This window comes from Sphaerospermopsis sp. FACHB-1094, from assembly GCF_014696195.1.
GTDB lineage: Bacteria > Cyanobacteriota > Cyanobacteriia > Cyanobacteriales > Nostocaceae > Sphaerospermopsis > Sphaerospermopsis kisseleviana.
In genome coordinates, this window is sequence record NZ_JACJPT010000032.1 from 24,012 (window position 1) to 49,954 (window position 25,943).

At 38.7% G+C, this 25,943-nt stretch carries 29 protein-coding genes; 1 reads left to right on the top strand and 28 read right to left on the bottom strand.

Translation table 11 applies throughout. The features are described 5' to 3' along the window. Positions 1–19: 19 nt before the first annotated feature. Entirely contained in the window at positions 20–844 is an 825-nt protein-coding gene (locus tag H6F47_RS12215; RefSeq protein ID WP_190649363.1) for a Uma2 family endonuclease, read from the top strand. 294 nt (positions 845–1,138) lie between these two features. Here H6F47_RS12215 and H6F47_RS12220 read toward each other — a convergent pair whose 3' ends face one another. The 28 genes from H6F47_RS12220 to H6F47_RS12350 form a co-directional block, all read right to left on the bottom strand. Next, a complete protein-coding gene (locus tag H6F47_RS12220; protein WP_190649365.1) occupies positions 1,139–2,197 on the bottom strand; it encodes a hypothetical protein in 1,059 nt (352 codons plus the stop codon). A gap of 101 nt (positions 2,198–2,298) precedes the next feature. Further along, positions 2,299–3,579, bottom strand: a complete 1,281-nt coding sequence (locus tag H6F47_RS12225) for a glycosyltransferase family 1 protein (protein WP_206755146.1) — start codon at positions 3,577–3,579, stop codon at positions 2,299–2,301. After that, positions 3,569–4,981 (bottom strand): O-antigen ligase family protein, encoded by a 1,413-nt coding sequence (locus H6F47_RS12230; RefSeq protein ID WP_190649368.1) that lies wholly within the window; start codon positions 4,979–4,981, stop codon positions 3,569–3,571. Before H6F47_RS12230 ends, H6F47_RS12225 begins: the two co-directional genes overlap by 11 nt. Positions 4,982–5,010: 29 nt before the next feature. Further along, positions 5,011–6,183 (bottom strand): glycosyltransferase family 4 protein, encoded by a 1,173-nt coding sequence (locus H6F47_RS12235; protein ID WP_190649371.1) that lies wholly within the window; start codon positions 6,181–6,183, stop codon positions 5,011–5,013. Positions 6,184–6,228: 45 nt separating this feature from the next. Further along, positions 6,229–7,380 (bottom strand): acyltransferase, encoded by a 1,152-nt coding sequence (locus tag H6F47_RS12240; RefSeq protein WP_190649373.1) that lies wholly within the window; start codon positions 7,378–7,380, stop codon positions 6,229–6,231. Then, positions 7,373–8,512, bottom strand: a complete 1,140-nt coding sequence (locus H6F47_RS12245; RefSeq protein WP_190649375.1) for a glycosyltransferase — start codon at positions 8,510–8,512, stop codon at positions 7,373–7,375. Before H6F47_RS12245 ends, H6F47_RS12240 begins: the two co-directional genes overlap by 8 nt. 445 nt (positions 8,513–8,957) lie before the next feature. Then, the gene (locus H6F47_RS12250; RefSeq protein WP_190649377.1) at positions 8,958–9,830 is read right to left on the bottom strand and encodes a glycosyltransferase; all 873 of its coding nucleotides are present in this window, start codon (positions 9,828–9,830) and stop codon (positions 8,958–8,960) included. 569 nt (positions 9,831–10,399) lie between these two features. Next, positions 10,400–11,848, bottom strand: coding sequence for a hypothetical protein (locus H6F47_RS12255; protein WP_190649379.1), 1,449 nt, complete (start codon positions 11,846–11,848; stop codon positions 10,400–10,402). A 396-nt stretch (positions 11,849–12,244) separates the two neighbouring features. Further along, positions 12,245–13,372, bottom strand: coding sequence for a dTDP-4-amino-4,6-dideoxygalactose transaminase (gene rffA, locus H6F47_RS12260; RefSeq protein ID WP_190649381.1), 1,128 nt, complete (start codon positions 13,370–13,372; stop codon positions 12,245–12,247). A 3-nt stretch (positions 13,373–13,375) separates the two neighbouring features. Continuing rightward, complete coding sequence (locus tag H6F47_RS12265; RefSeq protein WP_190649383.1) at positions 13,376–14,242, bottom strand: class I SAM-dependent methyltransferase; 867 nt, start codon at positions 14,240–14,242, stop codon at positions 13,376–13,378. Positions 14,243–14,284: 42 nt separating this feature from the next. After that, a complete protein-coding gene (locus H6F47_RS12270) occupies positions 14,285–14,632 on the bottom strand; it encodes a class I SAM-dependent methyltransferase (RefSeq protein WP_242027386.1) in 348 nt (115 codons plus the stop codon). A gap of 438 nt (positions 14,633–15,070) precedes the next feature. Continuing rightward, positions 15,071–15,406, bottom strand: coding sequence for an EamA family transporter (locus tag H6F47_RS12275; protein ID WP_190649387.1), 336 nt, complete (start codon positions 15,404–15,406; stop codon positions 15,071–15,073). After that, positions 15,403–15,771: an EamA family transporter gene (locus tag H6F47_RS12280; protein ID WP_190649389.1), complete on the bottom strand. Its 369-nt coding sequence runs from the start codon at positions 15,769–15,771 to the stop codon at positions 15,403–15,405. The genes H6F47_RS12275 and H6F47_RS12280 overlap by 4 nt, the downstream gene beginning before the upstream one ends. 112 nt (positions 15,772–15,883) lie before the next feature. Continuing rightward, the gene (locus H6F47_RS12285; RefSeq protein ID WP_190649391.1) at positions 15,884–16,135 is read right to left on the bottom strand and encodes a phosphopantetheine-binding protein; all 252 of its coding nucleotides are present in this window, start codon (positions 16,133–16,135) and stop codon (positions 15,884–15,886) included. Positions 16,136–16,165: 30 nt separating this feature from the next. Next, positions 16,166–17,086, bottom strand: a complete 921-nt coding sequence (locus H6F47_RS12290; protein ID WP_190649393.1) for a ketoacyl-ACP synthase III — start codon at positions 17,084–17,086, stop codon at positions 16,166–16,168. Between the two features lie 16 nt (positions 17,087–17,102). Beyond that, a complete protein-coding gene (locus tag H6F47_RS12295; RefSeq protein WP_190649395.1) occupies positions 17,103–17,732 on the bottom strand; it encodes a hypothetical protein in 630 nt (209 codons plus the stop codon). Further along, a complete protein-coding gene (locus H6F47_RS12300; protein ID WP_190649397.1) occupies positions 17,729–18,634 on the bottom strand; it encodes a hypothetical protein in 906 nt (301 codons plus the stop codon). Before H6F47_RS12300 ends, H6F47_RS12295 begins: the two co-directional genes overlap by 4 nt. An 84-nt stretch (positions 18,635–18,718) precedes the next feature. Next, complete coding sequence (locus tag H6F47_RS12305; RefSeq protein ID WP_190649399.1) at positions 18,719–19,705, bottom strand: glycosyltransferase; 987 nt, start codon at positions 19,703–19,705, stop codon at positions 18,719–18,721. A 54-nt stretch (positions 19,706–19,759) separates the two neighbouring features. Further along, the gene (locus tag H6F47_RS12310) at positions 19,760–19,948 is read right to left on the bottom strand and encodes a hypothetical protein (protein ID WP_190649401.1); all 189 of its coding nucleotides are present in this window, start codon (positions 19,946–19,948) and stop codon (positions 19,760–19,762) included. A 14-nt stretch (positions 19,949–19,962) separates the two neighbouring features. Continuing rightward, a protein-coding gene (locus tag H6F47_RS12315; protein ID WP_187041598.1) for an IS1 family transposase occupies positions 19,963–20,654 on the bottom strand; the annotation gives its coding sequence in 2 pieces (ribosomal slippage) (positions 19,963–20,316 and positions 20,319–20,654; 690 coding nt in all). A 48-nt stretch (positions 20,655–20,702) separates the two neighbouring features. Further along, complete coding sequence (locus H6F47_RS27330; RefSeq protein WP_242027385.1) at positions 20,703–20,864, bottom strand: EamA family transporter; 162 nt, start codon at positions 20,862–20,864, stop codon at positions 20,703–20,705. A gap of 13 nt (positions 20,865–20,877) precedes the next feature. Then, positions 20,878–21,066: a hypothetical protein gene (locus tag H6F47_RS27335; RefSeq protein WP_199291154.1), complete on the bottom strand. Its 189-nt coding sequence runs from the start codon at positions 21,064–21,066 to the stop codon at positions 20,878–20,880. Positions 21,067–21,095: 29 nt separating this feature from the next. Next, positions 21,096–21,788, bottom strand: coding sequence for a GNAT family N-acetyltransferase (locus tag H6F47_RS12325; protein ID WP_190346225.1), 693 nt, complete (start codon positions 21,786–21,788; stop codon positions 21,096–21,098). Next, on the bottom strand, positions 21,775–22,752 hold the full coding sequence (locus tag H6F47_RS12330) for a glycosyltransferase family 2 protein (protein ID WP_190649405.1): 978 nt from the start codon (positions 22,750–22,752) through the stop codon (positions 21,775–21,777). Before H6F47_RS12330 ends, H6F47_RS12325 begins: the two co-directional genes overlap by 14 nt. Before the next feature lie 54 nt (positions 22,753–22,806). Then, on the bottom strand, positions 22,807–24,075 hold the full coding sequence (locus H6F47_RS12335) for a hypothetical protein (protein ID WP_190649407.1): 1,269 nt from the start codon (positions 24,073–24,075) through the stop codon (positions 22,807–22,809). Positions 24,076–24,109: 34 nt separating this feature from the next. Continuing rightward, entirely contained in the window at positions 24,110–24,448 is a 339-nt protein-coding gene (locus H6F47_RS12340) for a hypothetical protein (RefSeq protein ID WP_190649409.1), read from the bottom strand. 16 nt (positions 24,449–24,464) lie between these two features. After that, positions 24,465–25,046, bottom strand: coding sequence for a class I SAM-dependent methyltransferase (locus H6F47_RS12345; RefSeq protein WP_190649411.1), 582 nt, complete (start codon positions 25,044–25,046; stop codon positions 24,465–24,467). 32 nt (positions 25,047–25,078) lie between these two features. Further along, positions 25,079–25,822, bottom strand: a complete 744-nt coding sequence (locus tag H6F47_RS12350) for a class I SAM-dependent methyltransferase (protein ID WP_190649413.1) — start codon at positions 25,820–25,822, stop codon at positions 25,079–25,081. Positions 25,823–25,943: the final 121 nt, after the last annotated feature.

Consider the following 25,943-nt stretch of genomic DNA (forward strand, 5'->3'; position numbering starts at 1 on the left):
GGATTCAATCGGAGGAAATATGAGTGAATCGACATTGCTAAACTTAGATCAATCGACAGCAGATTCAACCCCAGATTTTGTTAATCCCCCCACCCAGGATGAATTACTATATGATGACGGCATCCCCATGGAAACCTATCGCCATAAACTGCAAATGGATTTACTAGTTGATCCCCTAGCTGCTTGGTTAGGGGATAAAGATGCCTTTGTAGGGGGTAATATGTTTGTTTACTTTAGTCCCCATCAATTGAAAAACCATGATTTCCGTGGTCCTGATATGTTTGCTGTGTTGGATGTTCCCAAGGGAGAGCGCAAATGTTGGGTAACTTGGGAAGAGGGTAAAGGGCCAGATGTGGTAGTGGAATTACTATCCTCTAGCACTGCTTCCAGAGACAAGACAGACAAAAAAGAAATATACCAAAACAGGCTCAGAGTACCAGAATACTTTTGGTATGATCCTTTTAATCCCAATGAGTTTGCTGGTTTCATCATCAGGGATTATGGATATGAACCAATCATTCCCGATGAGCAAAACAGACTCATCAGTCAAAAATTAGGTTTAGCCCTAGTGCGTTGGGTAGGAGAATTTGGGGGAGCCAACGCCGTCTGGGTAAGGTGGGCAACTTTAGACGGGGTTCTACTACCTACAGCCCGTGAATTAGCTCAACAAGCACAGCAAGAAGCCCAACAAGCACAGCAAGAAGCCCAACAAGCACAGCAAGAAGCCCAACAAGCACAGCAAAGAGCAGAGGCTGCGGAATTGTTACTGGCACAGGAGCGCCAACAAAGGGAGGAATTGCTGGCTAAATTACAGACAATGGGGATAAATCCTGAGCAACTTTAGATGTTGTTTTATAACTTTTCAAGAGGTAACTTACAAGTCTTCTACTTGAGATTCTCACCATTGGTTAAAAAGAGCGATCGCTTTATATTCCTAGAATATGTAATAAAATTGCTAATTACAGCACTAATTAAACATTTTTGAGTAGTAAACAAGCCTTAAAACCTTATGGGGTAAGGAAAATGCACAAAATGCCTAAAAACACCTGAAATTTTTATATACCAACAAACCAATCAAAACAATGTTAAATACATTTGGCATATAGCTTTTAGCTGATTTTATCTTTTTTTTAGCCATTTATGGCAACAAAAACCCATAGTAGTTGAGAATAAATATTATTGACAATACAAAGGAAAAAGTAAATCTATAGAAAACAAATTTATCCTTGGAGAGAAAATTATTAGCCCCTACAATATATACAAGGAATGGTAATGCTAAGGTAATATATCTAGAACTAAATTGATGGGTTATTTTGATATTAGAGAAGCATATAGCAATCAGAAATAGTGAATAATAAATATACATTGTTAAGTTAGAATCATTATTTTTCTTAATTTTTCTAATCTGTAAGTATATTGAATAGACTAACAATAAAGATATAAAAACTAAAAGTATTCCAAAAAAGTAAGCAATTACATTTTTAATGAAAGTACCAAACAGCCGTTCCAGTAAAAACTGACTGGGTGCATAGCGTAAATCAGGGAAAATTAAGACGAGGATTAACGACATAATCGATAATGATAAAAAAGTTTGCCTATTTTTAGATAAAATGAACTCTGGAAAAATGATCAGGGAATAAATTCCTAAGTATCCCAGTGATAAAAAAAAGTTTGAAAATCTATATCCCTCTTCAACAAATTTAACGCTTGGTGGTACTAAGCCATGCCAGATTGAAAGAGGATACAAAAAAATCACTAATGCTGGAATAGCATAGGTTAGTGAAAAGATAATAGATTTGCGGTTAATTGGGAGGAAAATAAAAAGTGTAGCCACAAGAGTAACAATAAAGTTTTGCCTACCCCAAGTGGATAATCCTAACAGAATTCCTGAAATTGTCAGGTATAGCAGCGAAGATGATTGGGATCTCCAATTTCCATTATTATAGGCAATTCCTAACAGGAAACTTGAACCTACAAAAAGTGTGATTGCTGGTAGCTCTGTCAACGCCATACCACTAATTACACCAGTTGTAGGAAATACTAGCCAGGGAATGGAATTTAGAAGTGCAACTTTAGTTTCTTGCTTATGAATAATCTTAAAAGAAAGAAAAATAACTATGTAAGAGATTAAAAGCAGGTGGAAAGCAAGTGGGAAACGAGTTAGTCGTGGAGTATATAAAACTTCTGATGGGTTCAAAATTAATGCAGACTGTAATGGTGCTGCTAATATTTTGAGAAAAGTAGCGGTGATGCTAGGAATTGATCTTAGCGGAATCAGTAGAGGCTGTTTAAGTCAGCCTAAGAAAGTTCGTTTATGGACTCTTCAGAAATCCCCGGTTTTCTAAACCGGGGAAGCTTAACGGCTCCCTCACATCGTTGTACGCGGTTATAAAAATTAATGAGATCTTCCCCCATTTTCAGGGAACTAAAACGTTGAATATTCTCCAGTCCCGCCTGCACTAGCTTTGTTGCTTCCTCCGATTGGTTGAGTAAAAAATCACACTGTGCAACTATGGCTGATAGATTATCAGGACTGGCCATCAGAGCAGCATTACCAACTATTTCAGGGAGAGAACCACTGTTAGAGCAAACAACTGGACAGCCAAAAGCCATCGCTTCTAAAGGAGGCCAACCAAATCCCTCATAGTAACTGGGAAAAAGCAAGATGGAAGCCTTCAGGTATAGGGAGGATACCGCCTGATCATTGGGATGGGAAACAAAGGTAATTTTGTCACCTACTTGCAGTTCTTGAATGATCATTTGCAGATCCATATCTGGGGGAGACCCAGCCATCACCAATGACAGGGGGTGACTCTTGACCAGTTCGGCAAAAACTCGAATTACCGTTGCTCGGTTCTTATAGAAGCCATTGTTACCAATGTGCAAAATTATTCTTTTTCCATCCCGCACTCGTTCCTGCCATCCGGGGATTTCTGCCGGGATTAAATCTAATAAGCTACTCCTAATACTAGGGAAAATCACGGTGGGAACAATTTGATTGCTAACGTTCTGTTGAAAGTCCTGACCTGTGCAGGTGCTGTCAACACATATATTTTTCTGGGATTTGAGGGATTTTAAGTTTTCTCTAATTAACCAGCGGGCGAAAAAACCAGGTGGGGGTATGGGAAATTCCCCTTTTTGTTGCAAAACGGGAATTAAATCGTGAAGAGTGACCACACATTTTTCTGGCGGTATTTTCCTGAGAACATAGCAGGTACTACCATCCATCAGGTGAAATATGTCCCCATTGTATTTGCGTATATATTTACGCAACTGTAGCGGGGAAATCAATAGTAACCAAAGTTGTTGAAACCGTTTTTTCAGTTTAGCCGGGAGAAAAAACAGATCAGGGACAAGGTTCAGTAAGTCAATCCTGGTCAGTCGGACTTTTTGTGAGTAAGAATCTAAGGTTTCCGTCACCATTTCCACATAAATCAGCATACTGCCTACAGACTCAGTTGAACAAGTGGTGATTAATGCTACTTCTAACACACCTTGATTATCGTTAAGGGAAGGTAAAAATCCAGCCGATATTTCGGTCAATTTATCGGTCAATTTATCTGTCAATTTATCGGTCAATTTCAGAGTTTCCTATTGTTATATTTTGGGTTATATTCTGGGTTTGATGCCAAAAAAAAGCTTGCCAATACTTGGCGAAGGACAATACTAACCCCAGGGAGAAAGCAATAAAAAAAGTAATAAATGGGTCTGCCAATATTTGCCCAGATACCATCAAGCTACCAATGTTTGCCAGGAAAAAGGCTAAAATTCCACCTGTGTAAACCCCTAAGTAGATTTGCGACTTGAATAGGGCCTGCACTTGTACCCATGCTGAAAGGACTAAACTGAGCAGCAGCAGGACTAAGGCTATAAAACCCGGTACTCCCAATTCGACCATCATCCTACTGGTGCCACTTTCTTGCCAAGTTCTCGGTCTTTGGACATTGAAAATGGCAAGATGCTGGCTCCCTGGGGAAGCTGACCCCAGACCGGCTCCAAAAAATCCCGACTGACGCACTGTTTCAATCAAGGCATCAAAATTATTTCGTCGAAAGTCTTCACCCGCAACAGCAAAATGATCTTGGTAATATCTGATGTAAGTGGAATCTTCTCCCAGATTGTTGCCAATATATATCATAATTAGCAGTGGAATCAGTAGAACGGGCAAAACGGAAAAGATCCGCCCTCCACGGGCTTGGGCATAGATCAAAGTAAAAACTATTGCCGCTACGGGTAACATATAAAACATCTTGCGACGACCACAGAAAAACAGGGCAGCGATCGCTATGACACAAATAGCTAACCAGAGGTAGCGTTGTCTCGGTTTCGAGGTGGTGGACAGAAAAAAACTGAGTATAGAAGTTGCTGAAGCGTGCCAGCCCATGACATCTGGGGAACGGTAAAAACCTGCTATCAGCTTGACAACGTAGCCAGTACCATATCGCACCCAATCAAAGTCTAAGGCACTGGTACCTATAAGAGTCCATCCAGGTACGACGTTAAAGTATTCTAAAAATGTGCCACTCAGCATGACCACGGAGAGGAGACAATAAAAACTAAATAGTCTTTGGATATCTTCCAGAGATTGGGCAAAGTGAAAACCCACTAAAATCGCCGCCAAGAAAACGCCATAGTTAAAGATGCCAAAGACTGTCATGAGCCAGGAGTTGGCACTATAGGTCAGAGAAATCAAGGCTGGGGGGATGCAGGCCAGCGCAAACCAGTTAAAACTGCGGTTCACATTGGGATACATTCGCCAGAATGAATGCAACCAGTCTTTTTGTCCCGACAACCCCAGGATTATACCCAATATAATTGGCACACTTGCTAACAGGACACTAGCGGGGGCATCGGGGATCATTTTTCTCAGGGGGTCTTGTACTGCTGTTAGAAATACTAGCCAGTATATCCCCCGCCGCCAATTGCCTAGGGCGAGAATCGCCCCTAAAACTGAAATCAGTAATACTATACCAGATGCCATAAATCACTTTCCATTGTTGCTGGTAACAGTTAACTCCGCACATAACGCATGGCTTCTGTAATACCACAGACTACTTTTTGGTAATTATATTCCATCATCACTTTTCTCTGGGCGTTACTTCCCATCTCAGCCAGCTTTTCTTGACCTAGTTTGATCGCTGTGGCTAGGCGATCGCCTAACTTGTCTATTTGTCCCATGGGGTAAGTCCAACCAGTTTCCGGTGCAATCAGGTCAAAATGGCATCCTACTTGATCGGAAACAATCGCTGGTAGTCCACAGGCCATGGCTTCATTGACCACTAGCCCCCAGGTTTCACCGGCATCAGAGGGGAGGACGAGACAGTCGGACACCAGGTAAGCAGCAATGATTTCACTCTGGTTGAGAAACCCGGCAAACCTAACTGGTAGTTGGTGATCGCGGACAAATTGTTCACAGATAGGGCGTAATTCCCCGTCTCCCACCATCAGTAGTTGCCCTGTGGGTTGATGGTTTTGTTGTAATAGGGCGATCGCCTGGAGTAAATCTAGGGGATGTTTTTTAGGAATAAACTTAGCACAGTAAAGGAAGGTGACGGTGTGGGGGTCTAAGCGGAATTTTTCTAGAAGAGAGGATTTTTCACTAAGGATCTGACTGGTATCGGCGGTAAATCTTTCGTTGTCTATACAATAGGGGGTAGAAAATAGTTTTTCTGGTGCTACACCATTGTTGAGATAAAACTGTTGGTTAGCTTTTCCAATATACAAACAGGCACTATACTGACTAATTAATAGCCGTTGCAGTTGTTTTTTCCACCATGCCCTATGGGCAAGATGATTAGATTCCCCCCGGACAATACAGGGAATGCTATACAATCGGCAAGCTACCAGGAGTTGCAGGCAGCTTTTAACAACCCAACCATTGACGATAAAAACATCCCAATTGCCGTTTTTGACGAGGGCAAAAATTTCTGGGGTATCACAGCCCCCAAAGTTGGTTACAGATGGTGTTTGGGCAATATTTGTTAAAACTTGATATTCATAGCCATTCAATAAAGGAACATCCCACTCAAAAGCCACCCCAAATCCATCTCCCTGCTGCATAGCATTGGGAATCATACAGAAAAAGACGTGCAAATCAATGTCGGCGTTCTGGGCTAATAGGCGAAACCAGGGTACTTGATATTGAATTGGGTGGGTGGTGAGAATACCGACTTTAATAGGCATAATTTACGTAGGGTTTGATGAAAAAGTGAGGCGGGATTAAGTCAATTAGATGCAAGGTTTCTCGTCTGTTCTATCCTTTGTTATTGCAACATTAGTCTTTCGTTTCATGAATGGCTTTTCAAAAAAAATAAAAAATAGTACACTAGCTAATAAAATGGTTGGCAACATTACTACCACTACAATGGTAAATTGTAACCACACAGGTAGTGATTCCACTAAGGGAAGTAGCACTCGACCAACTAAAGAGATGACGTAAAAATGATACAAGTAAATCGAGTAACACATTCCCCCTATTAAATAAATATAGGGCTGACTGAGTGCTGAGTTAATCAACTTTGATTTTAAAACTGAGATCAAAATAATATAGGTCAAAATGGGTAAATACAGTTTTTCATCCAAACCCATCAATAATGTTCGGCTATGAAGTGGGAAAAATAGAAAACTCACTAATATGATGCAGATCAAATCCCAGAAATAACTTTGTTTAACTGAGGTTTTCCAGTCAAACACAAAAATATTTGCTGCAAGTATTCCAGCTATGAAAAACCCAAAGTTATGGATAATTGTTGCTCCCTTTATCCAGGGGTAACTGATGTATCCTGACGCAGAAATACCTCCTAAAACCAGTAAAAATAATAGGACAAATTTACGAATTTTATTGTTGATTTTTGTTAACGCAATTAAGAAAATCGGTGCTATTAAATAAAACTGAAATTCCACCTCAAGAGACCAAGCAACAAAATTAATTTTGCTCATGCTGCCGTATATAATATTGTGCATGTAGGCAACACTGGCGAAAAAATGAGGCAACAGTTCATAAAAATCTTGCTTTAAAACCAATACTAACAAGGTGTATATGATCAGCAAGTTAATAATATATGGAAGTCCTAAACGCAGGAGACGCCGTTTTATATATTGAAAAAAATTTGGGGAATATCCTTGTAAAAATGGCAGTGATATCATAAAACCACTAATGGCAAAAAATAATTGCACCCCTAGATAACCTCCTTTTAGTAAGGGGACTAAAAATAATGATGTGTTTTGTTCTCCAGTTTTAGTAAAAAAATAGTCTTGAATATGATAGAGAACAACACCCAAAATAGCAACAAAACGCAATCCGTCAATTACGGGAAAAAATTGTCTTCCACTTGTTTCTCTTGTGATTGTGGATAGTAATTTATTGTGCAAATCAACCATTAGACTTTTCATGGGAACTAAATTCACTAATAAAATTAATTAGGGGCAATGTCACCTTATTCCAGCGAAATCTATCTGCATTATTAAAAGCATTTCTTGAATATAATTCCCATTCGGCTGAATCTGTTAATAATTTGATAATTTTATTAGTTTCTTGTATGATATTAAGGGAGTTGATGATTATACCACCAGGTCCAGCAACTTCTGGGGGAGCGCAAAAATCTGCAACAATTGTTGGTGTGCCGTATGTTTGGGCTTCAATTGCCGGAATCCCAAAGGATTCACAGCGACTAAACAAGCAGAAAACTCGAGATTTTTGATAAAATTCCTGCAGTTTCTCCCTCGATACTTTGTCCGTTATTGTGACATAATTATGCAACTTGAAATCTTGAATTAACTTTTTAATTTGCAGTTTATAGGATGTGTTACTCCATGGACCGACGATAATTAACTGCACAGACAAGTCTTGTTTTATAACAATATCTAGCATACTGATAATTTCTTCAATTTTTTTATGCGGTGTCATGACTGAAACCGTTAAAATTGTTAACTCGCGGTTTTTAAATGCTAAATATTGCTCTGTTGCATTTTCAAAAAAATCATCATCTATTCCATTGTATAAAATATAGCTCCGGTTGGGCTGAATGCCCGTTTGTTCCAGATACAAATTTCCCAGATATGTGGAATTAAAAAACATGGCCTGTGCTTTTTTTTGGGCTTGTTTGTAGCCCTGTCTTTGCAGCCAGGCCTTCAGGCGATCGCCAATTGTGTAGTGAAATTCCCTAACATAACACCAGGGATTCTGGGCAATAACCACTTGGGGTAATTTAGTTCCGGGAACCAGAGCGCCGGAGGTTGAAATAATTAGTTGAGCTTCTAGTTGGGTCAGGAGGGACTCTAACTGAGTAAATTGCCACCAAAGTCGAGCCGGCCAGTTTTCACCAAAATTAGGACACTCTATCCAGTGAAAACTCGATCCTAGGTCGCAACAAAGATCCCGATTGTTGTGGTGATGTAGAACAAAAAATTGATGGCGATCGCCATGATACTTGGCCAACATTCGTAAATGCCCAGAAATGACGTGTCTACCTGACATATGATTAATGGGCAGAGCATCTATGACAATATTCATATATAGGAATCCGGTTTGATTTATGAATTTTTCGTAGAGGCAGGGAACACTTCGACAAGCTCAGTGCATCGCAGGGAACAGGGAATAGGGAACACCGAAAGAAGGTCTTATACAGGACTTTTTGTCAGTAGTCCGTACTGGATCACGGGGAACGGGTCGGGGTCAAACAATATTTGATACACTAATCATAACTTGACAAACATCCTCTTAGTTAGGGTTTGCTGAATAAACCTAAAACCTTGATATATCAAAGGTTAGAGGCTGATAAACACAGAAATTAGTGCAAGGGTTTTGAAGGGTATACCGGAAAAAGTGTGCATTTTTGGGGATTTCAAGAGATGGCAAAGAAATTTTCAAATCTCCTCCTGACTCCTGACTCCTGACTCCTGACTCCTGACTCCTGACTCCTATGCCCTCACGCAAAGACTTTCTCAGCAACCCCTAGTTAGCGAAAAACTATTGGATAGGATGGTCCTTGACTAATCTTATGAATGGCTAAACTCAGCCCTCTGGCTTCTGCAATTAAGGTGGGGAAGATCCACCAAGGATGAGTGATATGGTGTTTTGTGCGAATGGAGCGCAATGGTCGCCAAAGTATTTGCCATAGCCAGCCATTGGGTTTTGACTTTAACAGGTAATAGTAAGCTCCCACAGCATGGGCGGGTTGGGCAGTTCTCAGGTGGTGACCATAGCTGCGTGTTCCTCCCCTTTCTACCCGTAGGTGGTGAATCAGGGCTTTCGGTTCGTAGGTAATCAAACCGTATTTTTGACAGTAGCGATGGGCAAATTCCGCCTCATAGCGGTATGCAGCCCCTATGAAGTTTTCATCAAATCCCCCCAGGGCGATCGCCACAGTGCGCTTAATGGAAAAATTGCCCCCCATAAACTCCGTAATTTGCCGGGGAATGTTACTGGTAAAGCGAAATGGCTCCCCTGGTTGTAATGTCAGAGATTTTTCCCCGGGCTGTAGTACCTGTCCTGCAACCAGATCAGCTTGTTGATGGGCTTGCTGGTGAGCCTGTAGTAAATCCTCATGGGGGATAATATCATCATCGAGGAAAAGGACTATCTCACCTTTAGCTTCCAGGATTCCCCGGTTCATGGCCATGGGAATAGATGGTTGAGGTAGGCGAACCCAACGAATAGCGCCTTGTTCGGCCAAGCTGTTTAATCTCGACTCAATTGTTACAGCATGATTTAAGGTCTGGTCAATCACCAAAAGTTCAAATTCTGGTGTCATTAGTCGCTGTAAGGACTCAATGGTATCAAGCAGCACTTCTTCCCGCTCATAGGTGGGGATGATCACTGAAAGTTTCATTAGTTTTTTCCCAGTCAAAAGGTTAGTTAGGGTTTGCTGAATAAACCTAAAACCTTGATATATCAAAGGTTAGAGGCTGATAAACACAGAAATTAGTGCAAGGGTTTTGAAGGGTATACCGGAAAAAGTGTGCATTTTTTGGGATTTCAAGAGATAGCAAAGAAATTTTCAAATCTCCTCCTGACTCCTGACTCCTGACTCCTGACTCCTATGCCCTCACGGAAAGACTTTCTCAGCAACCCCTAGTTAGGGTTTGCTGAAAAAGTTACAGCAGTTTCCGTTATGATGAGGTACAGATATTAATGATAAAACCCTTGTAGCGCTGGCATACTTCGACATAGTTCGACTCCGCACTTCGACTTACTTCGACTGCGCCCTTCGACACCGCCCTTCGACGTGGAGGTTGTTCTAAAAGCGACTTAATTACCTTTGTGGGCGATCACCCCACGATTACCGCTATGCTAGGGATTGAAAATCGCCCGTCCCGAAGAAATCCTCTTCCTAGTCGGTTTTCAATCGACTTGAGCTTTTAGACTCTTAATTTATTCCCTGGATCCCTTGATTAATATTTATGATTTTGAGTATAAGATATACGGGCAATAACCAGTTTTTGATCCAATGTTTCTTGTGACTTTATATAAAATTCCTGGATTATCTTGAATATATTTATCAACATTAATGGATTCTTTCATCTGCAATCCTTGTTTTTGAATGATTTCTTCAAGATAAGATTCAGGTGATAAAATTACGTAGTCAAGATTATCAATAAAATTCTTGGTAGCATCATTAGTGCCAATGCCAAAAAATGGCTGATAAACTTTCCATCCTAGTAATCGGGCGGTTTGATAAAAATTCCAAGTTGAATCCCAAACTTTATACTCATTTTTGCCAATGTAAGATGTACCGATATTAACCAAGAGGTTAGGATTTCTCCCATCATAATTCCTCAATCCTATTGCTGGTCTGATTAATAAGGAGAGGGTAATAGCCCAAATTAGTAATAAATATAAGTATTTTTTGCTGTGGGGAATCAATTTTTGAATAGGAGATTTTTTGTCTTGGCGATATAATTCACTCGATAAAGTTATAAAATAAGGCAGCATATAAATTACTCGATGAACGTAAACCCCACTATTCAAAACCAGAGATAGGGCAAATAAACTCGCAATTAATAATGCTTTATCTCGACGAGATATACAGCTAATTACAGCTAATATGGGAAGAAAAGGGCTATTTTTAAAACTTACAAAAAGATTGATAATAGCACTCAAACCAAAACCCCCAACTCTCTCGCTAGTAAATTCAAGAAAATTACTAACTAAAATTCCCAACTGTCCTGTGATAGGAATTATGATTAATATACCTGTTATAATTACTGCTCCAGCAAATATTGCAATTAATTGCACACCACTAGTTAAACTATCTGTTCCCTTGGTGGTGACATACAACAAAGATAATAATTCCACCAGGATAAGTGGATACAGAATTAATGCACTTGGCCAAATAAAAACAGCTATGACGGATAAACTTCCCGCTAGACTAACTGGAACAAGGTTAGATTGGTGATTGTGGATACTGTCAATAGATAATCTCAGTAGCCAACAAGCTGCAAAACATATTGCAATTACCCAGCAGTCAATCCTATCTCCACGATAACTTTGAACAAATAAAGGATCTAGTAAAAGAGCAAGTCCCAGTAAAGCCGCAATCTTGAGAGGTACTTGGCGACTTGACAAATACCCCATAGTTGTTGTAGCTGCTAAACTGGCTCCTATTAAGCTCACAATTCTAGGTCCGACTATAGAAAAATGGGTGGCTTTAAAAGCTAACTCTTGCACTAAGCAACCTAAGTAAAATAGAGTGAGATATGGCCTATTATTGGCAACGTCCCAATTCATTCCCCAATCTGTATTAGAATTTAAAAAAGTACGTCCATAGTCAATTATTTGTACTTCGTCTTGCCAAATAGTTGGTGAGACAGTTAAAGTCAGACAATGAATCAAGAATACTATAACCAAAATTACAAACCAAAGTACCCAAAAGTTATTCCTCAATTGACTTATCTTATTACTGACCCACATCTTATTTAACTCCAGATAGAATGCTGTTTACTCTGTATAGGACTATTATTTGATTCTTGAAAAAGAGTATGATTATATAAGTGCCATAAAGCCATAATTAAATTAATAAATTAAATTAACAAATCAAACGAAAATCCTGACCCCTCTTCCTAGTACCTCTCGGCATAAATACGCCTACCTTTCACAAGTGTTTCAAATCACAGATTTTTCACCAACTTTAATGATGGGTTTACTTGCGCCAAGCTGTACTAGTCGGTTTTCAACCGACTTGAGCTTTTAGACGCTTAATTTATTCCCTGGCTTCCCCGTGTGGATAACTATCAACTCATCTTCTTAAAAACTCTTAACAGCCCCGACAATTATTTCTATCTGTGAAGTTGTCAACTCTGGGAACATGGGTAAGCGTAATAAACAATCAGACAGAAGGTTAGTATGATCCATCTTCCCGTTCACCCGTCCATAATGCTTACCAGCAGGAGAGCTATGTAAGGGAACATAGTGAAATACTGCATTAATACCTTGTTCTTTGAGGTAGTTAATTAGCTGGGTACGGGTTTGTAAATCCTCTAGCAGGATATAATACATATGTCCATTGTGCTGACAGTCAGGGGGAATGATAGGACGGCGTAATTTACCGGATTTTTCTACAGGTTCTAGCAGTTGATGATAATAATCCCATACTTTGAGGCGGTTGGTAATAATTTGTTGTGCTTCTTCAAGTTGTGCATAGAGGAAAGCGGCAATTAATTCTCCTGGTAAGTAACTAGAGCCTTTTTCTATCCAGGTATACTTATCTACCTGTCCCCGGAAAAATTGACTACGGTTAGTGCCTTTTTCCCGAATGATTTCCGCTGATTCTGTGAATTGGGGATTATTGATAATTAAAGCACCGCCTTCACCGGCGATAATATTTTTGGTTTCATGGAAACTAAAGCAAGCTAAGTCACCAAAACTACCAAGGGGTTTTCCTTTATAGGATGACATCAGTCCCTGGGCTGCATCTTCAATTAACAATAGTTGATGTTTGGTGGCAATTTGTTGCAAGGTATCCATTTCACAACCAACCCCGGCATAATGGACGGGGACAATGGCGCGGGTGCGGTGTGTAATAGCTGTTTCTACTAGGTTTTCATCTAAATTGAGGGTGTCGGGGCGGATATCTACAAATACGGGAATAGCTCCCCTGAGAACAAAAGCGTTGGCGGTGGAAACGAAGGTATAACTGGGCATAATTACCTCGTCTCCTGGTTCCAAATCAGCTAAAATAGCTGACATTTCTAGGGCAGCGGTGCAGGAGTGAGTCAGGAGGGCTTTATGGGAGTGGGTATGGTTTTCTAGCCATTGATGGCATTTTTTGGTATAATTACCATCCCCGGCGAGTTGCCCGGCGTGGTGAGCTTGGCTGATATACCATAGCTCTTTACCGGTCATGTAAGGTTTGTTAAAAGGTATTTTATTCATGGGTTATTGTTTGTAGGCAATTACTAACAAAGAGCCGCCCCAGGGAAAGGAAAAACCTAGTTTAATCAACCACCGTTCTACATCTAAAATTTTCTCTAAGAGGTAATTTAAGGTGCCACTAATTTTTAACTCACTAGTGGGGTCATAATTTGTTGATGAGCGCTGATTGAGTCGAGAAAGTAGCATTAAGGGTAAGAGAAGAGAAACAAAAGAGGTAACTTTTACTACTTTAAATCCTGTTTGCTGTAACTTGGTGATTAAATCTTGTTTGATATAGCGCCGGACGTGGTGAGCGTAGGTATCAGCTTGACTCCATAACCAGGGATGTTGGGGAACAGTCAGTATTATACCCCCCCTATTTGGAATAGCTCGATACATTTGTGTAAGTACATCCTCATCTTGTTCGATGTGTTCCAGAACGTCGAAAGCTCCAATAATATCAAATTCCTCCGCAAAGGGGATATTACGAGCATCCATTTGAAAAAGTGTAGTTTTACACAGGCGGTCTGTGGCAAATTGTAAGCCGGTAGTAAATATTTCACTACCGCAGGTGATGAGGTGGGGGAGGTGTTTTTCAATTCCCTGAAGGACAAAGCCAGTTCCGCAGCCAATTTCTAGGAAGGTTTGAGCGTGGGGGAAGTAATGTTTAATGGCGTAAATGATTAAGCGGTTGCGGGCGCGAAACCAGAAGTTTTTGGCTTCTAGTTTTGCTAGTATGGGGAAGGCTGAGGCCTCAAATCCTTCGCTGGCCGCTGCGAGTTGCGGTGCAAAGCTCTGGTGTCCATCTAATATTGGGGGTGTGTAACCGCAGGCGGGACAATCCCAGTGAGGTTGGTTAAAATGATGGTGACATTGGGGGCAGATTTTCATCGAAAATTATTGTTTATTAAAAATAATATATGATTTTTCCGTTTAATCAGGTTTTATAGATTCTATAATGATATGAGTATAGGGTATCCGTAATAAGTCATGACGGATGTTACAGGATGTATGTGGGGGGGGAAATAAATTATACCCTAGATTTAAGTAACCTTTTTCATCCCTTACATTTTGTCCCCGGTCTTTAGATATAATCCATCTGGCAATGGGGGATTGATTATCAGTATAGCAGTTCTCAACAGCTACTAATCGGCCTCCGGGTTTCAAGGCAGTGTGAGCTAATTTAAACAGTTTTTCTGCTTCTATATCGTCAAGATGATGTAATACTCCAAACACTACAACAATATCAAAATATTCCCTATATGTGAGTGAGTTTGTCAGATGTGACTAGTTCACAGATAAAGGTTCCCCGATTGCCATAACGCTTTTTGGCATGACTAATATACTTTGGACTGGCATCAAATCCTATATACTCCACTTGGGGTAAGTAGGATAATAGATCAGCAGGCCCACAACCAATATCTAGCATGCGATCGCCACTATTAGGCCTAATATAATTTTTTACAATAGTTGTTGAGCATCGATGTGACCCAATTATTGTTTTAAACAATATGTAGAAATAGGGGAGCGATAAAATTGAGCGAATTCCGTGAGTAATTTGGGGCATATTAATTTATTATCAATTTTTTTTATTATCAATTTTTGGCAAGACAGATAAAACAAAAGCCTGGCTAATAAACTATCTGTAGTGTTTAATGTAAGTACTAGATCAGACAAAAGTCAAGCATAAATCATAAATCTGGCATTAGTACGATAGGTTCATGAGTTAAAAATTACTAGCCCCAAAACAATAATTACTATTCCTATAGCTTTTGTTTTATCGACTTTTTCCTTTAAAACTATAGCCGATAATAAAGCAATAAAAACAAAATTTAAAGCTGTGAGAGTGTAAAATATGGTAAAACTCAACTTTTTGAGTATATAAATAGATAAAAATGTACTACATAAAAAGAAGACTACACTTAAAATCAAATAAAAGTGAAATATTTTCCTTAAACCTTTACCTTTCTCGCAGATGCTGTATTGTTTTAAATAAACCTGTCCGACGGCAGCCATTAAAGTAGAACAAATTGCCAGCACATAATAAACTATCATGGCTTGATTTCCATTTGATTTTTAGACTTGCTCACCACCAATACACCAGCAACAATAATTACTGAACCCACCAGCTTATTCCATGTAATTTCCTCATGAAACAAAATCTTACCAAATATCAAAGAGAAAATATAAGAAAGGCTAATGAAAGGATAGAGAAAGGATAGTTGATAAATCCTACCAGCCCAAGTCCAATATCTCATTCTAGCCGCAAATGAGAGAATTAACAATGCAGCCCAAAAACCAGCTACAGGTAAATTTGCTAAACTGATAGCTAGATATTTGCCGGTAATTGCTCCTGACAGCTGGAGGAGAATGGCTAAAGTAACAACTGAAAACTTTAACTTTAATACCTTTGGTGCCATTTGCCCTCACAATTAAGATTATCATGGTTCAAGACATTTACCGACTTAATACCATACCTGGACTGCCTTAACGGACTTTTACCATAAATTGCTAGCTCATCCCTTAAACCTATCAAGAATTGGGGATTTTTTGATTAATATAATCGGAAATCATTGTAAAAGTGTTCAAATCATCAAAGTCCTCATCAGGTATTTTAATCTCGTATTTTTCCTCCAATAACATAAAGATATTCATCTTATCTAGAGAATCAACACCCTGTTGACTTAGTGGCACATCTGTAAGGATTTCTTGTTCTGGTTTAATGGTACTTAAATCCAACTCTCTAACAATCTCGATAATATCCTGAGCAGTACAGTAACTCATAAATTCTCCTCAAACATCACTTGATTAAGATTATATACGCATCAGCACATTAGCAGCCCATGACAAACCTACACCAAACCCACTAATCAAGATTTTTTTCACATGATTTTTATCGATCAAATCAGATAAGATGATGGGTATGGAAGAAGAAACTGTATTCCCATACTCATGGGCAAAGAAAGGGACTTTTTCCGGCACTATCCCTAACCGCTGGCGGATGGAATCCACAATAAATTTACTCCCCTGGTGTAGAATAAACATATCAATATCTTCTATGTTAACCCTATTTAAACTTAATGCTTTTTTAACATCTTGAGGAATGTTTTGCACACAAAAATTATAAACAGCCCTGCCATTCATGACTAAATTACCATTCTCAGTTTTTAATTCCTGAGCACCTTTGCCTAAAGTGTTATTTGTACTGACTCCTATGCTCAAAACTGGCTCGTGGGATAATAAGGTTACAGTAGCCGCATCACCAAATAGTAGAGATGTATTTTTATCATCGGGGTTAATGATTTTAGAATAAGGATCACAGGTGAAAAGTAATCCCCTATTATATCCTTGTGATTCCATCAGGGCTTTAAGTATAGTTAACCCATAAACATAACCCGAACACCCCAAGGATATATCAAAGCAAGCACAAGTGGGAGGGGCGTTGATATATCCGTGTATCTTCCCGGCAATATGAGGAATATTTTCTCCGGGAGTTTGAGTAACAACGCTGATGCAGTCAATTTCATTACTATTAATCGTAACTTTTTTTAAAAGCTCTGTGTAAGCCTGGGTACATAAATCAAAGGTGGTTTCTGATGGCGAGGCAACAGCAACCTGTCTCACTCCTAATTTATTTTCTATAAAAGAGGAATCTAAACTAAATTTTTCCAGGTAATTATAGTTATTATATCTATTTGGCGGAATATAATAAGCAACTTCTTCTATACCAATCATAGGTTTGTTAATTGCATCAGCTGTTACTTGGTCTAAGGGAAAAACAAATATAACCGCACTCGGTATTATCTAAAATGATAGCACTTTTGGTTAACCTTGTACTTAAACAGGTTTTTAACATAATTTTCATGGTGTCAAAATATATATCTTTTAGAGGTTTTTCGGTAAAAATTTCCGTGAATAACCATTTCCCAGGATTTTGAGAAAAATACTGCATATGTAAGCTTTTATTGGCGGCAACAACTATTTCTATGGGAGAGTAGGGAAAATCTGGGATAGAAGCAAAAGCAACTGTTTTGTGATCTAAATCAAAGACACATTCGGTGATAATTGCTTCTTCGTTAAACACAATCCGATTTTGTACTTCTGCTTCCCTTTCTATCAATTCACATCTATATTTAACATCATTAATTTCAAAGCTAAATACCGCTTTGGCACTAGTATGATGTGACTGAAACACGGCGCGCAGGGGGTGTTGAGCAAAATCTCTAAATACTAGTTTAGTTTTACTCATTAGATGAAAATCAGTAATACCAGTAAATTCCATAATCCCATTACATAGAGCATTATACACATCTGAACTATGTAAATAATTGCGTGTGCCTTTGAAGGGAATTTCTATATCAAAATCCGGTATAATGATCATCCTTTGCTTTCCTTTAAATATTTAGTAGTATGTTGGCGGTGATTGTAGGCAAAGTTGCCCGAAATAACCTCTCCCTCCTTCACATTACTAATGACAACACTGCCCATCATGATTTGAGCATTTTTAGCCACATGGCAACCATGAGTAATGCTAGATGAAGCCCAGATTTTTACTCCGTCTTCAATACGAGCCACACCCGCAATGACACAATTACCAGCAATAAAACATTGATTACCAACATAGGCACCATGTCCAATATTTGTCATGATGCCTATATGAGTATTATTACCAATAGTTGTGGGTTCTGGAAACACGGAACGGACAACTACTGAGTTAGCTAAAATATTTGTATGATTACCAATGACAACACTGCCCGCATGATGTACTCTCAAAGCAGTGCCATCAGTGTCCCAAAGTTCCATTAATCCATCTGTACCAATCACCGTACCAGCTGCAATATAAGTTTTTTCCCCAATAACCACATGATCACCGATAATCACATGGGGTTCAATGACTACACCATCATCAATAAATGACTTAGGGGAAATAACGGCAGTGGGATGTATTTGACATAAATTCCCCCTACCAAATTCCATCACCGGCGACAACAGCCCTTGGCTTTGGAGATGATTATAAAGACGATAATATTCTAACCTGGGAGTGTCACTAACAACACAGCCAATAGGACATTTTTCGGCAAACACCCTGGTTGTAATCAAGGCGGAGACACAAGGATTCTCGATGGCTTGCTGAAAAAACTTTTCATTTTCACAATAGACTAAAGCTCCTTGATCTTCAGCATCGGGTTTATTAAGGTGGGAAAAATCGCCATCTTTAATAATTCTTTGGCTGGGTAAAAACTGAGATAAGGATAATTTATTATCTGGTACTCTTGTGCGCATTACTGTTAATACATCCTATAATTTAATTTTTGTTAGCTGTTTACTTGTTCAATAATTGTGTATCATCTACTGATGAAGTTATTTCTAGTTACGTTCTGATGGTAAAACAACCTTTTCATCCAATGTATCATGGTTTTGCACTAAATCTTCTAGTTTTGGCTTGTACATTTCTTTGGTAATTCTAACTAGATATTCACCAATAATGCCAATTCCCAACAAAGTCATACCACCAAAAAAGGAGATTAAAACCACTTGGGTGGTATACCCAGGAATAGAAACCCCATGCAACAATTTTATACCTATGGTATAAGCAATAAATAAGGCAGAAAAAATAAATGATATTAAACCCACTGCACCAATAAATGCTAGAGGTAAGGAAGTATGATAAACGATATCATTAAAAGTTAATTCGACTAACTTAGCATAGGAGTAATGGCTGCGACCGAACTTTCTACTGTGGTGGGATACTTGAATATTTTGAATATTCCTAGTGGCTTGAATCACTAATCTGGAAACAGTGGGGGATGCTGTATAGTAATTTGTGATGTAATTAACAATATCTGCTTTTAAAATTCTAAAACTAGATTTTCTTAGTCCTTGGGGACGGTCTAGGGTGATATCATCTATTTTGGAAATCATCCAACTCCCCAAATTTCTGATCAGACTATGCTTTTTTTTAGAATAAGGGGCGATTGCAAAAAAGGCATCTATATCAGGGTTGTTTTCCATGGCGTATATTAAATTAGGTATTTCTGCCACTGAATGCTGAAGATCATCATCCATGGTGATGATAAACCTGCCCCGTGCCTGCTTAATACCAATTAAAACAGCAAATTGTTGCCCGTTATTTTTTCTCAGTCTGATTTCCCTAACTAGTGAAGGGTATTGTTGTGTGAGTTCCTCCAAAACTTCACAGGTGGGTTTAAAAAAAGGACTATCATTGACAAAAACAATTTCTACCTGATAATTAAGACTGTTAAAAATATCAGTTACTTGTTGTCTGATGGTATATAAGCTCTGCGTAGACTTATACACTGGTATAACTATACTAATCAGATTTGATTGATTCATTTGATGATGGTTGAAGTAAATGCAATTCTAGACTTGAGCTATCCCACAGAGAATTTAGTTCTGGTCGAACCCATTACAAGAGTATAGTTGAATTTGTGACTGGGTAATATTCAACACTTGATTAAAGCCTAATTTAGTGGACTTGGTACAGATATCTTCCTGAGAAATTGGACGATTCCAAGACTCTGAACTATAGTGCTTCATACCAAAATCCTTAGTTAAATCACAGTCACGGCGTTGCATAAGTGTGGGATGAATTAGTTGAACACGGGTATTTGATTATATTTCAAATAATGAAGTAATAATCTAACTGAATATTTAAGCATATCTACGGATTTAGAATAACATAATGTCTTTCTATGTAGACGTGCTAGATAATGACGTAAACGTGTATTTTCTCCTTCAACTCTAGTCATATATGTTTTACTCACAATATGGTCTTCTGGTTGAATGAAACTAGGATAAACTTTCCATCCATCAGTGACATAAAAATAGCATTGCCAGAGTTTAACAATATCCCACAAAGGCTGAAAAGTTTCCGCACTGTGGTCTCCCAAAACCCAAGCTAAAATCCCTTGACTAAAGTGATTTACTGCTGTCCACAACCAAATTTTGTTTTTTTTGAGCCAATAAAAGTCTCTAATTCATCTAATTCACCTACTTCTGGTATTTCCTCAATTGGTGGTGCATCTGGCAATTTCTCACCAATTTGTTTAACCCAAGAAATTACAGTTGTATGATGAACACCTTGAGTACGTTCTATGGCTCTAAATCCCATCCCATTGACGTAGGATTTTAAGCAATCTTGTTTCACTTCATTTGAGTATCCTCTTGGTGGACTATAAACATCTATAAACTGACGACCACATTTGACGCAAATGTGATTTTGTTTACCTCTGCGTTTTCCATTTTTTCTAATCTCAGTAGACCCACAGTATGGACAATGCACCGTATCAACCCTCAATTCATCCCTCTATTATGCAACGCCCATTTTTTACTACCCTTTGCTACCAATGATAATACCTAAGATAATTAATCCCAACCCCAGGGATTTGGGAATAGTCACGGGTTCTTTAAAGAAGATGGCGCTGAGGAAGAGGACTAGGACAAAGGCTAAACTCATGAATGGGTAAGCATAGCTGAGGTCAAATTTAGTCATGGCGGCCATCCAGCTAATTGCTGCTAGGAATGCACAAGTTAAAGCTACTAATTACCCAGGGGTTGAGTAGTAGTTTAATGATGTATTGTAGTTTGGCTATGTTGTCTGGGGGAAATGCTCCCGCCAGTTGCACTTGCCATTTAATGATGATTTGTCCGTAGACTGTAAATAGGATGCTTAAGAGGATGTAAAGATGATTCATGAGTATTATTTAAAATTGTATGTAATTGATTATTCTACAAGTAGATGATATATATCTACCGAGTTTCTAAACTTAAATCCTAAAGATAAATAGAGATTTAGAACAGCAACATTAGATATAGATATTGAACTTGTTAATTCTTGATAACCTTTTTCTAATAATCTTTTACAAGCAACACTCCAAAAATATTTGGATAGTCCTTTTCCTCTATACTCTTTACTTAAAGCATGGAGTAAAATTTTATTATCTGAATATGCCCAAAAACCTACTACAGAACCATAAAACATTAAACTAAAAACTTTTTTGGACTGCCAAAGGTCTCTTAACCACAAATCATATCTTAGATCGGCAAGATTTTGATTGATATTGAAATCTCTATGAAAGCGATCATAAGTAAATGCACCATAAACAATCTCACTGATATCTTCTATATTTAATGGTTCACAAATGTCTATACCCTCTCTTTGATATGTTAATAACCTCTCAGAAGTACAATAAGGTTCAATTAAGGTATCACAATAATAAAAACCGAATTCATGTAATGTTTTCTTTGGGGCTAATGGGTTAATTTTAATAGTATAGTGTCCCTCAGATTTTTGCTTTTTAATTTTCTCTAGCGTATTTCTTAGATCATTTTCAGATATATAGGGTATTTCAAATGTTTTGATTCCAAAAGCGCGAGAGTCCCATGGAGTAAATACAATATCCTCACACATATTCATCACATTTTTTTAGTTCATAACTGATATTTAAAGTTTTATCTACACTATCAGTTTTATTCCTGACTAAATACAAAGGTCTTCTTTTTGTCTGATCAAAAGTCTTCCCTAAATAAATACCTAGTATTCCCAGAATAGAAATAATAATCCCACCTAAAAAATACAAAGACACAATCAGGCTACTCCAACCAGTTACAGGCGAACCATAAAACACAAACCTAAGGGCAATATAAATACCATAGATAAATGACAAAGTGGAAATCAGAAAACCTAACTTAATAGACAGGCGTAGAGGCTTGTCTGAATAAGCGATAATTGTTTCACTAGCTAGTTTCCAGAGTTTAGCGAAAGTATAAGTGCTTTTGCCCTCAAAACGCTGGTCATGGGTAATGTTAATACTAGCGGTGGGAAATCCCATCCAATCAACCAAACCACCAAAAAATCTCAGTTGTTCCCGCATTAAACAAAAATTCTCGACAACTTGACGAGAGATAATGCGGAAATTACCTACTTGTCCATCATATTGTAAATCGGTCAAGTAATTGAAGATTTGATAAAACAACCATGAAGTAAGTCGCTTCAGGGGGGGATCTTTACGTTTACCTCTGCGAGCTAAGACAACATCATAACCCTGTTGAGCTTTGGCATACAGTCGGGGAATTTCTTCTGGTCTGTCTTGCAAATCACAATCCATAACAACTACCCAGTCAGCGTCACAATGATCTAACCCTGCTGTGATGCCATAATGTTGGCCAAAATTGCGACTAAATTGAATTCCTTTCACCCGTGGGTCGGTCTTACTTAACTCCACAATAATATCCCAAGAGCGATCGCCCCCACAATCCTCAACTAAAATGATTTCAAAATCCTGTGTAATCTCAGACAAAGAAACCTTGAGCCTCTCATAGAGAACATCAAGGCTTTTTTCTGCTTTATATACAGGGATGACAACAGATATATGAGACATTTGATGATGGTTGGAGTAAATGCAATTCTAGACTGGAGCTATCCCACAGATAATTTACTTCTGGTCGAACCCATTACAGGAGTATAATTGAATTTGTGACTGAGAAACATTCAACACCTGATTAAACCCTAATTTAGTGGACTTAGTACAGATATCTTCCTGAGAAAGTGGACGATTCCAAGACTCTTTACTATATTCAGCCATACCATAATTTTTAGTTAAATCACAGTCACTATTCTCACCTCGGACTCCATTCACCAAGGGTAATCCAGTCATTGCCGGAATGACAAAAGATTTATCCCAACAATTTCTTGCGCCTCTGGGTTGCCAAAAGTCTGAAAAGTCATGTGAAATATGAATGGCTAAGTTGTCATCTGTTGATAATTTCTTGGATTCAGTTAATTTAGCAAGTTCCCCTTGGATGTAACCTAACTCGGTTTTGGTGTTGAGTATTTCCCAGTTCACACTGGGAGGAAAGAGTAACAACCGTGACTGACGCTGGCGTTTGCTTAATCCTCTTAGATCAGTCAATGAATCTGACTGAGGAGAAAACTGATCTAGAGTGATGACTAACTGACTCGCAAACCCTAACCCCCTATCCTTGTAGCTAGAAATTTCCGGTGTTGAACTCCACAATGAGAAAATTAAAACTAACCCTATCAGTCCCCAACTAATAACAGGTGACAAAGGTTTAGTTTCATAGTCTAGGGGATCTACAATGAACAGAAAACCAGTTTGGCGGTTGACTGACCAATAGTCAGCTACAGCAGCCAAGGTAAATAATAATGTGACTAACAGCGCTGGTTGCACAAAATAACTTGCTGAACCCCCGCCGATTTCCAGTAAAACCCCTGGTAGTTGAGATGCTAAAAATAGCACTGTGAGGATGATCACTTGCGATCGCCCCAGGAATTTTTCTTGATTCCTCTGCAACCAGTAGAATGGGATGATTAACCCTAAAAATACGATATTTTGCCAAATAAATTGACTTGTGTAAGTGCGTGCAAAGTGAAAAGGATAAAAGATGTTAGTCAGATTTCCAGCACTAAAGTTAAAGGCTAAGGCTAAACATCCCACAAAAAAAGCGATACCTAAAGCTAGTAACAGTCCTAGATATCGCCACTTCTGTTGATTTAGAGGCCACATTTTCGGGATAAACCCACAGAGGATGAGAAATAAAGCTAGTATCACCCCTGAAGAAATCTTAGCAGCGCTACAAGCTAGGACTGCTACCACGGCCAATGTTAGGGGTAAAGGTTCAACTGTCAACCAGCGATTACTTTCCCTAGCTTTGTACAACCATCTTTGCCCTACTGGTATCATGACTATAAATACAGGAAGGGAAAAATTATAGGATTCACTGGACAAAGAGAAATCCAGGATGCGAATTGCCAACAACCAGAATCATTCCCGCCCCTGACAGTTGTAGGGTTTTCATCACCGGTCGGTCTTGTTGGGAACAATATAATATGTAAACAAAGATAGTGGCGCTAATACCGAATATACTTAGAGGAATTAAACTCCATCCCCCTAGTAAGGCTACTGCAAATGGTAATCCCATAAACACCAGGGAACCTATGGGTAATATCCAGATCACATGGGAAACATATCGCCAAGCTAAAGCAACGCCGCCAAATAGTACACCAGGATAAACAAATATACCTACCCAGGGAACCCTGATAGTTGGGATTTTCAACGATTAACGTTTTGACCTAAGAAACTCGCTGGACGACTGTTAATGAGTCACAATGATCAACTTCTCTATATCGTTCATCTTTGAGAATAACGTTTTGTGTATACTGGGCAGCACCAACGTGATCGATGTTTCTTCCTTCATAAGATCGGCTATCATGCAATGCAATTATTCCTCCACATCTAACTAAAGGTGACCAGAGTATCCAGTCGGTTTTTATTCCTTCATAGCTATGATCGCCGTCAATAAACATGAAGTCTATAGGTTGAGTCTCTATCTGCTTAAATTTCTCAATTGCTTTATGGGAAAACTCTTCTAACCACATGATATTGCCATTTTGGGTTTTAGATGCTTCAGAATGAGCAATCAGCTTTTGCCAAGAAATTCCCAACTTACCCGTCTCAAAAGGGTCAATTGCATAGATGGTTCCCTGGGTATTCATGACTTCTCTAAGTTTTCTGGTATTAACTCCATGCCAAATGCCGATTTCTACCAGGCAAGTTTTATTTTTGGCATACTTAATCAAACATTTTGACTCAGAAGAAGTTGTTTGTGTCAAGGCTGGCTGAATAGCCACTAAGTAAGTAAGATAGTATAACAATGGGTTGTTTTTAAACATGAGAGATGCAATAATTAGCGCGTAAATACTAACTGAGTTCCGTTGCGAGGGTATTCAAAGGGTAGTGCTTGAACCAGAATCAATCCTGATGTTTCAATTTCAGTCTTCAGAGAATCGACAGTCTCATAGCTCATTGTTGCCCACAAGTCAGGACTAATTCCTTCATTTGACCCAGGGTCGGCTTCAATGATCAAGTAACCATCATTTTTAAGTAATCTTTTTATTTCTGAAAGTATTAATTTCAACTCATAACAATGGTCAAGGGAGTTTGAATAGATTACATCAACAGAATTATCGGAAAATTCTAATTTGTGGAAATCACCGTACATGACATAAGGATTGTTGTTACCAGGATTTAAATCAACGCCAACGGCAAAATAGCCTAAATCTCGAAAGGCCGCAACTTCAGCACCTAATCTTGCACCAAGACACAATGCTGTACGGTTTGAGGGTTTGATATAATCCTGTGAATGTAACTCTGATAATCTTTGCCTTAAAGATGTCCTAAATTTTTTTTCATGGCTAGATAGGTCTAGGTATTCAAGCTTAGATTTTTGAAGCTTGATATACTGGTCATAGGATGGTACATTTCTCTGAGAAATGTTTCCCGTGTTTTTCCAGTCATTCCTGGCAATAACTCTAATCTCTTGAAATCTCAGCCATTTTTTGAGAGATGAATAATCAAATAATTTGCCTAAGCGTTGCGGGCGCTCCAGTGTATCTTTGAATTCTTTGACTACTATTTGTATGAGGTTCATATTCAAAATATGTTCTATTTAGGGTTTGCTGAATAAACCTAAAACCTTGATATATCAAAGGTTAGAGGCTGATAAACACAGAAATTAGTGCAAGGGTTTTGAAGGGTATACCGGAAAAAGT

Excerpts from the sequence above, each read along its gene's own strand:
- H6F47_RS12215 (WP_190649363.1), top strand. The coding sequence starts at position 20 with ATGAGTGAATCGACATTGCTAAACTTAGATCAATCGACAGCAGATTCA.
- H6F47_RS12230 (WP_190649368.1), bottom strand. The coding sequence starts at position 4,981 with ATGGCATCTGGTATAGTATTACTGATTTCAGTTTTAGGGGCGATTCTC.
- H6F47_RS12235 (WP_190649371.1), bottom strand. The coding sequence starts at position 6,183 with ATGCCTATTAAAGTCGGTATTCTCACCACCCACCCAATTCAATATCAA.
- H6F47_RS12240 (WP_190649373.1), bottom strand. The coding sequence starts at position 7,380 with ATGGTTGATTTGCACAATAAATTACTATCCACAATCACAAGAGAAACA.
- H6F47_RS12245 (WP_190649375.1), bottom strand. The coding sequence starts at position 8,512 with ATGAATATTGTCATAGATGCTCTGCCCATTAATCATATGTCAGGTAGA.
- H6F47_RS12250 (WP_190649377.1), bottom strand. The coding sequence starts at position 9,830 with ATGAAACTTTCAGTGATCATCCCCACCTATGAGCGGGAAGAAGTGCTG.
- rffA (WP_190649381.1), bottom strand. The coding sequence starts at position 13,372 with ATGAATAAAATACCTTTTAACAAACCTTACATGACCGGTAAAGAGCTA.
- H6F47_RS12265 (WP_190649383.1), bottom strand. The coding sequence starts at position 14,242 with ATGAAAATCTGCCCCCAATGTCACCATCATTTTAACCAACCTCACTGG.
- H6F47_RS12275 (WP_190649387.1), bottom strand. The coding sequence starts at position 15,406 with ATGATAGTTTATTATGTGCTGGCAATTTGTTCTACTTTAATGGCTGCC.
- H6F47_RS12280 (WP_190649389.1), bottom strand. The coding sequence starts at position 15,771 with ATGGCACCAAAGGTATTAAAGTTAAAGTTTTCAGTTGTTACTTTAGCC.
- H6F47_RS12285 (WP_190649391.1), bottom strand. The coding sequence starts at position 16,135 with ATGAGTTACTGTACTGCTCAGGATATTATCGAGATTGTTAGAGAGTTG.
- H6F47_RS12290 (WP_190649393.1), bottom strand. The coding sequence starts at position 17,086 with ATGATTGGTATAGAAGAAGTTGCTTATTATATTCCGCCAAATAGATAT.
- H6F47_RS12295 (WP_190649395.1), bottom strand. The coding sequence starts at position 17,732 with ATGATCATTATACCGGATTTTGATATAGAAATTCCCTTCAAAGGCACA.
- H6F47_RS12300 (WP_190649397.1), bottom strand. The coding sequence starts at position 18,634 with ATGCGCACAAGAGTACCAGATAATAAATTATCCTTATCTCAGTTTTTA.
- H6F47_RS12305 (WP_190649399.1), bottom strand. The coding sequence starts at position 19,705 with ATGAATCAATCAAATCTGATTAGTATAGTTATACCAGTGTATAAGTCT.
- H6F47_RS12310 (WP_190649401.1), bottom strand. The coding sequence starts at position 19,948 with ATGCAACGCCGTGACTGTGATTTAACTAAGGATTTTGGTATGAAGCAC.
- H6F47_RS27330 (WP_242027385.1), bottom strand. The coding sequence starts at position 20,864 with ATGACTAAATTTGACCTCAGCTATGCTTACCCATTCATGAGTTTAGCC.
- H6F47_RS27335 (WP_199291154.1), bottom strand. The coding sequence starts at position 21,066 with ATGAATCATCTTTACATCCTCTTAAGCATCCTATTTACAGTCTACGGA.
- H6F47_RS12325 (WP_190346225.1), bottom strand. The coding sequence starts at position 21,788 with ATGAATATGTGTGAGGATATTGTATTTACTCCATGGGACTCTCGCGCT.
- H6F47_RS12330 (WP_190649405.1), bottom strand. The coding sequence starts at position 22,752 with ATGTCTCATATATCTGTTGTCATCCCTGTATATAAAGCAGAAAAAAGC.
- H6F47_RS12335 (WP_190649407.1), bottom strand. The coding sequence starts at position 24,075 with ATGATACCAGTAGGGCAAAGATGGTTGTACAAAGCTAGGGAAAGTAAT.
- H6F47_RS12350 (WP_190649413.1), bottom strand. The coding sequence starts at position 25,822 with ATGAACCTCATACAAATAGTAGTCAAAGAATTCAAAGATACACTGGAG.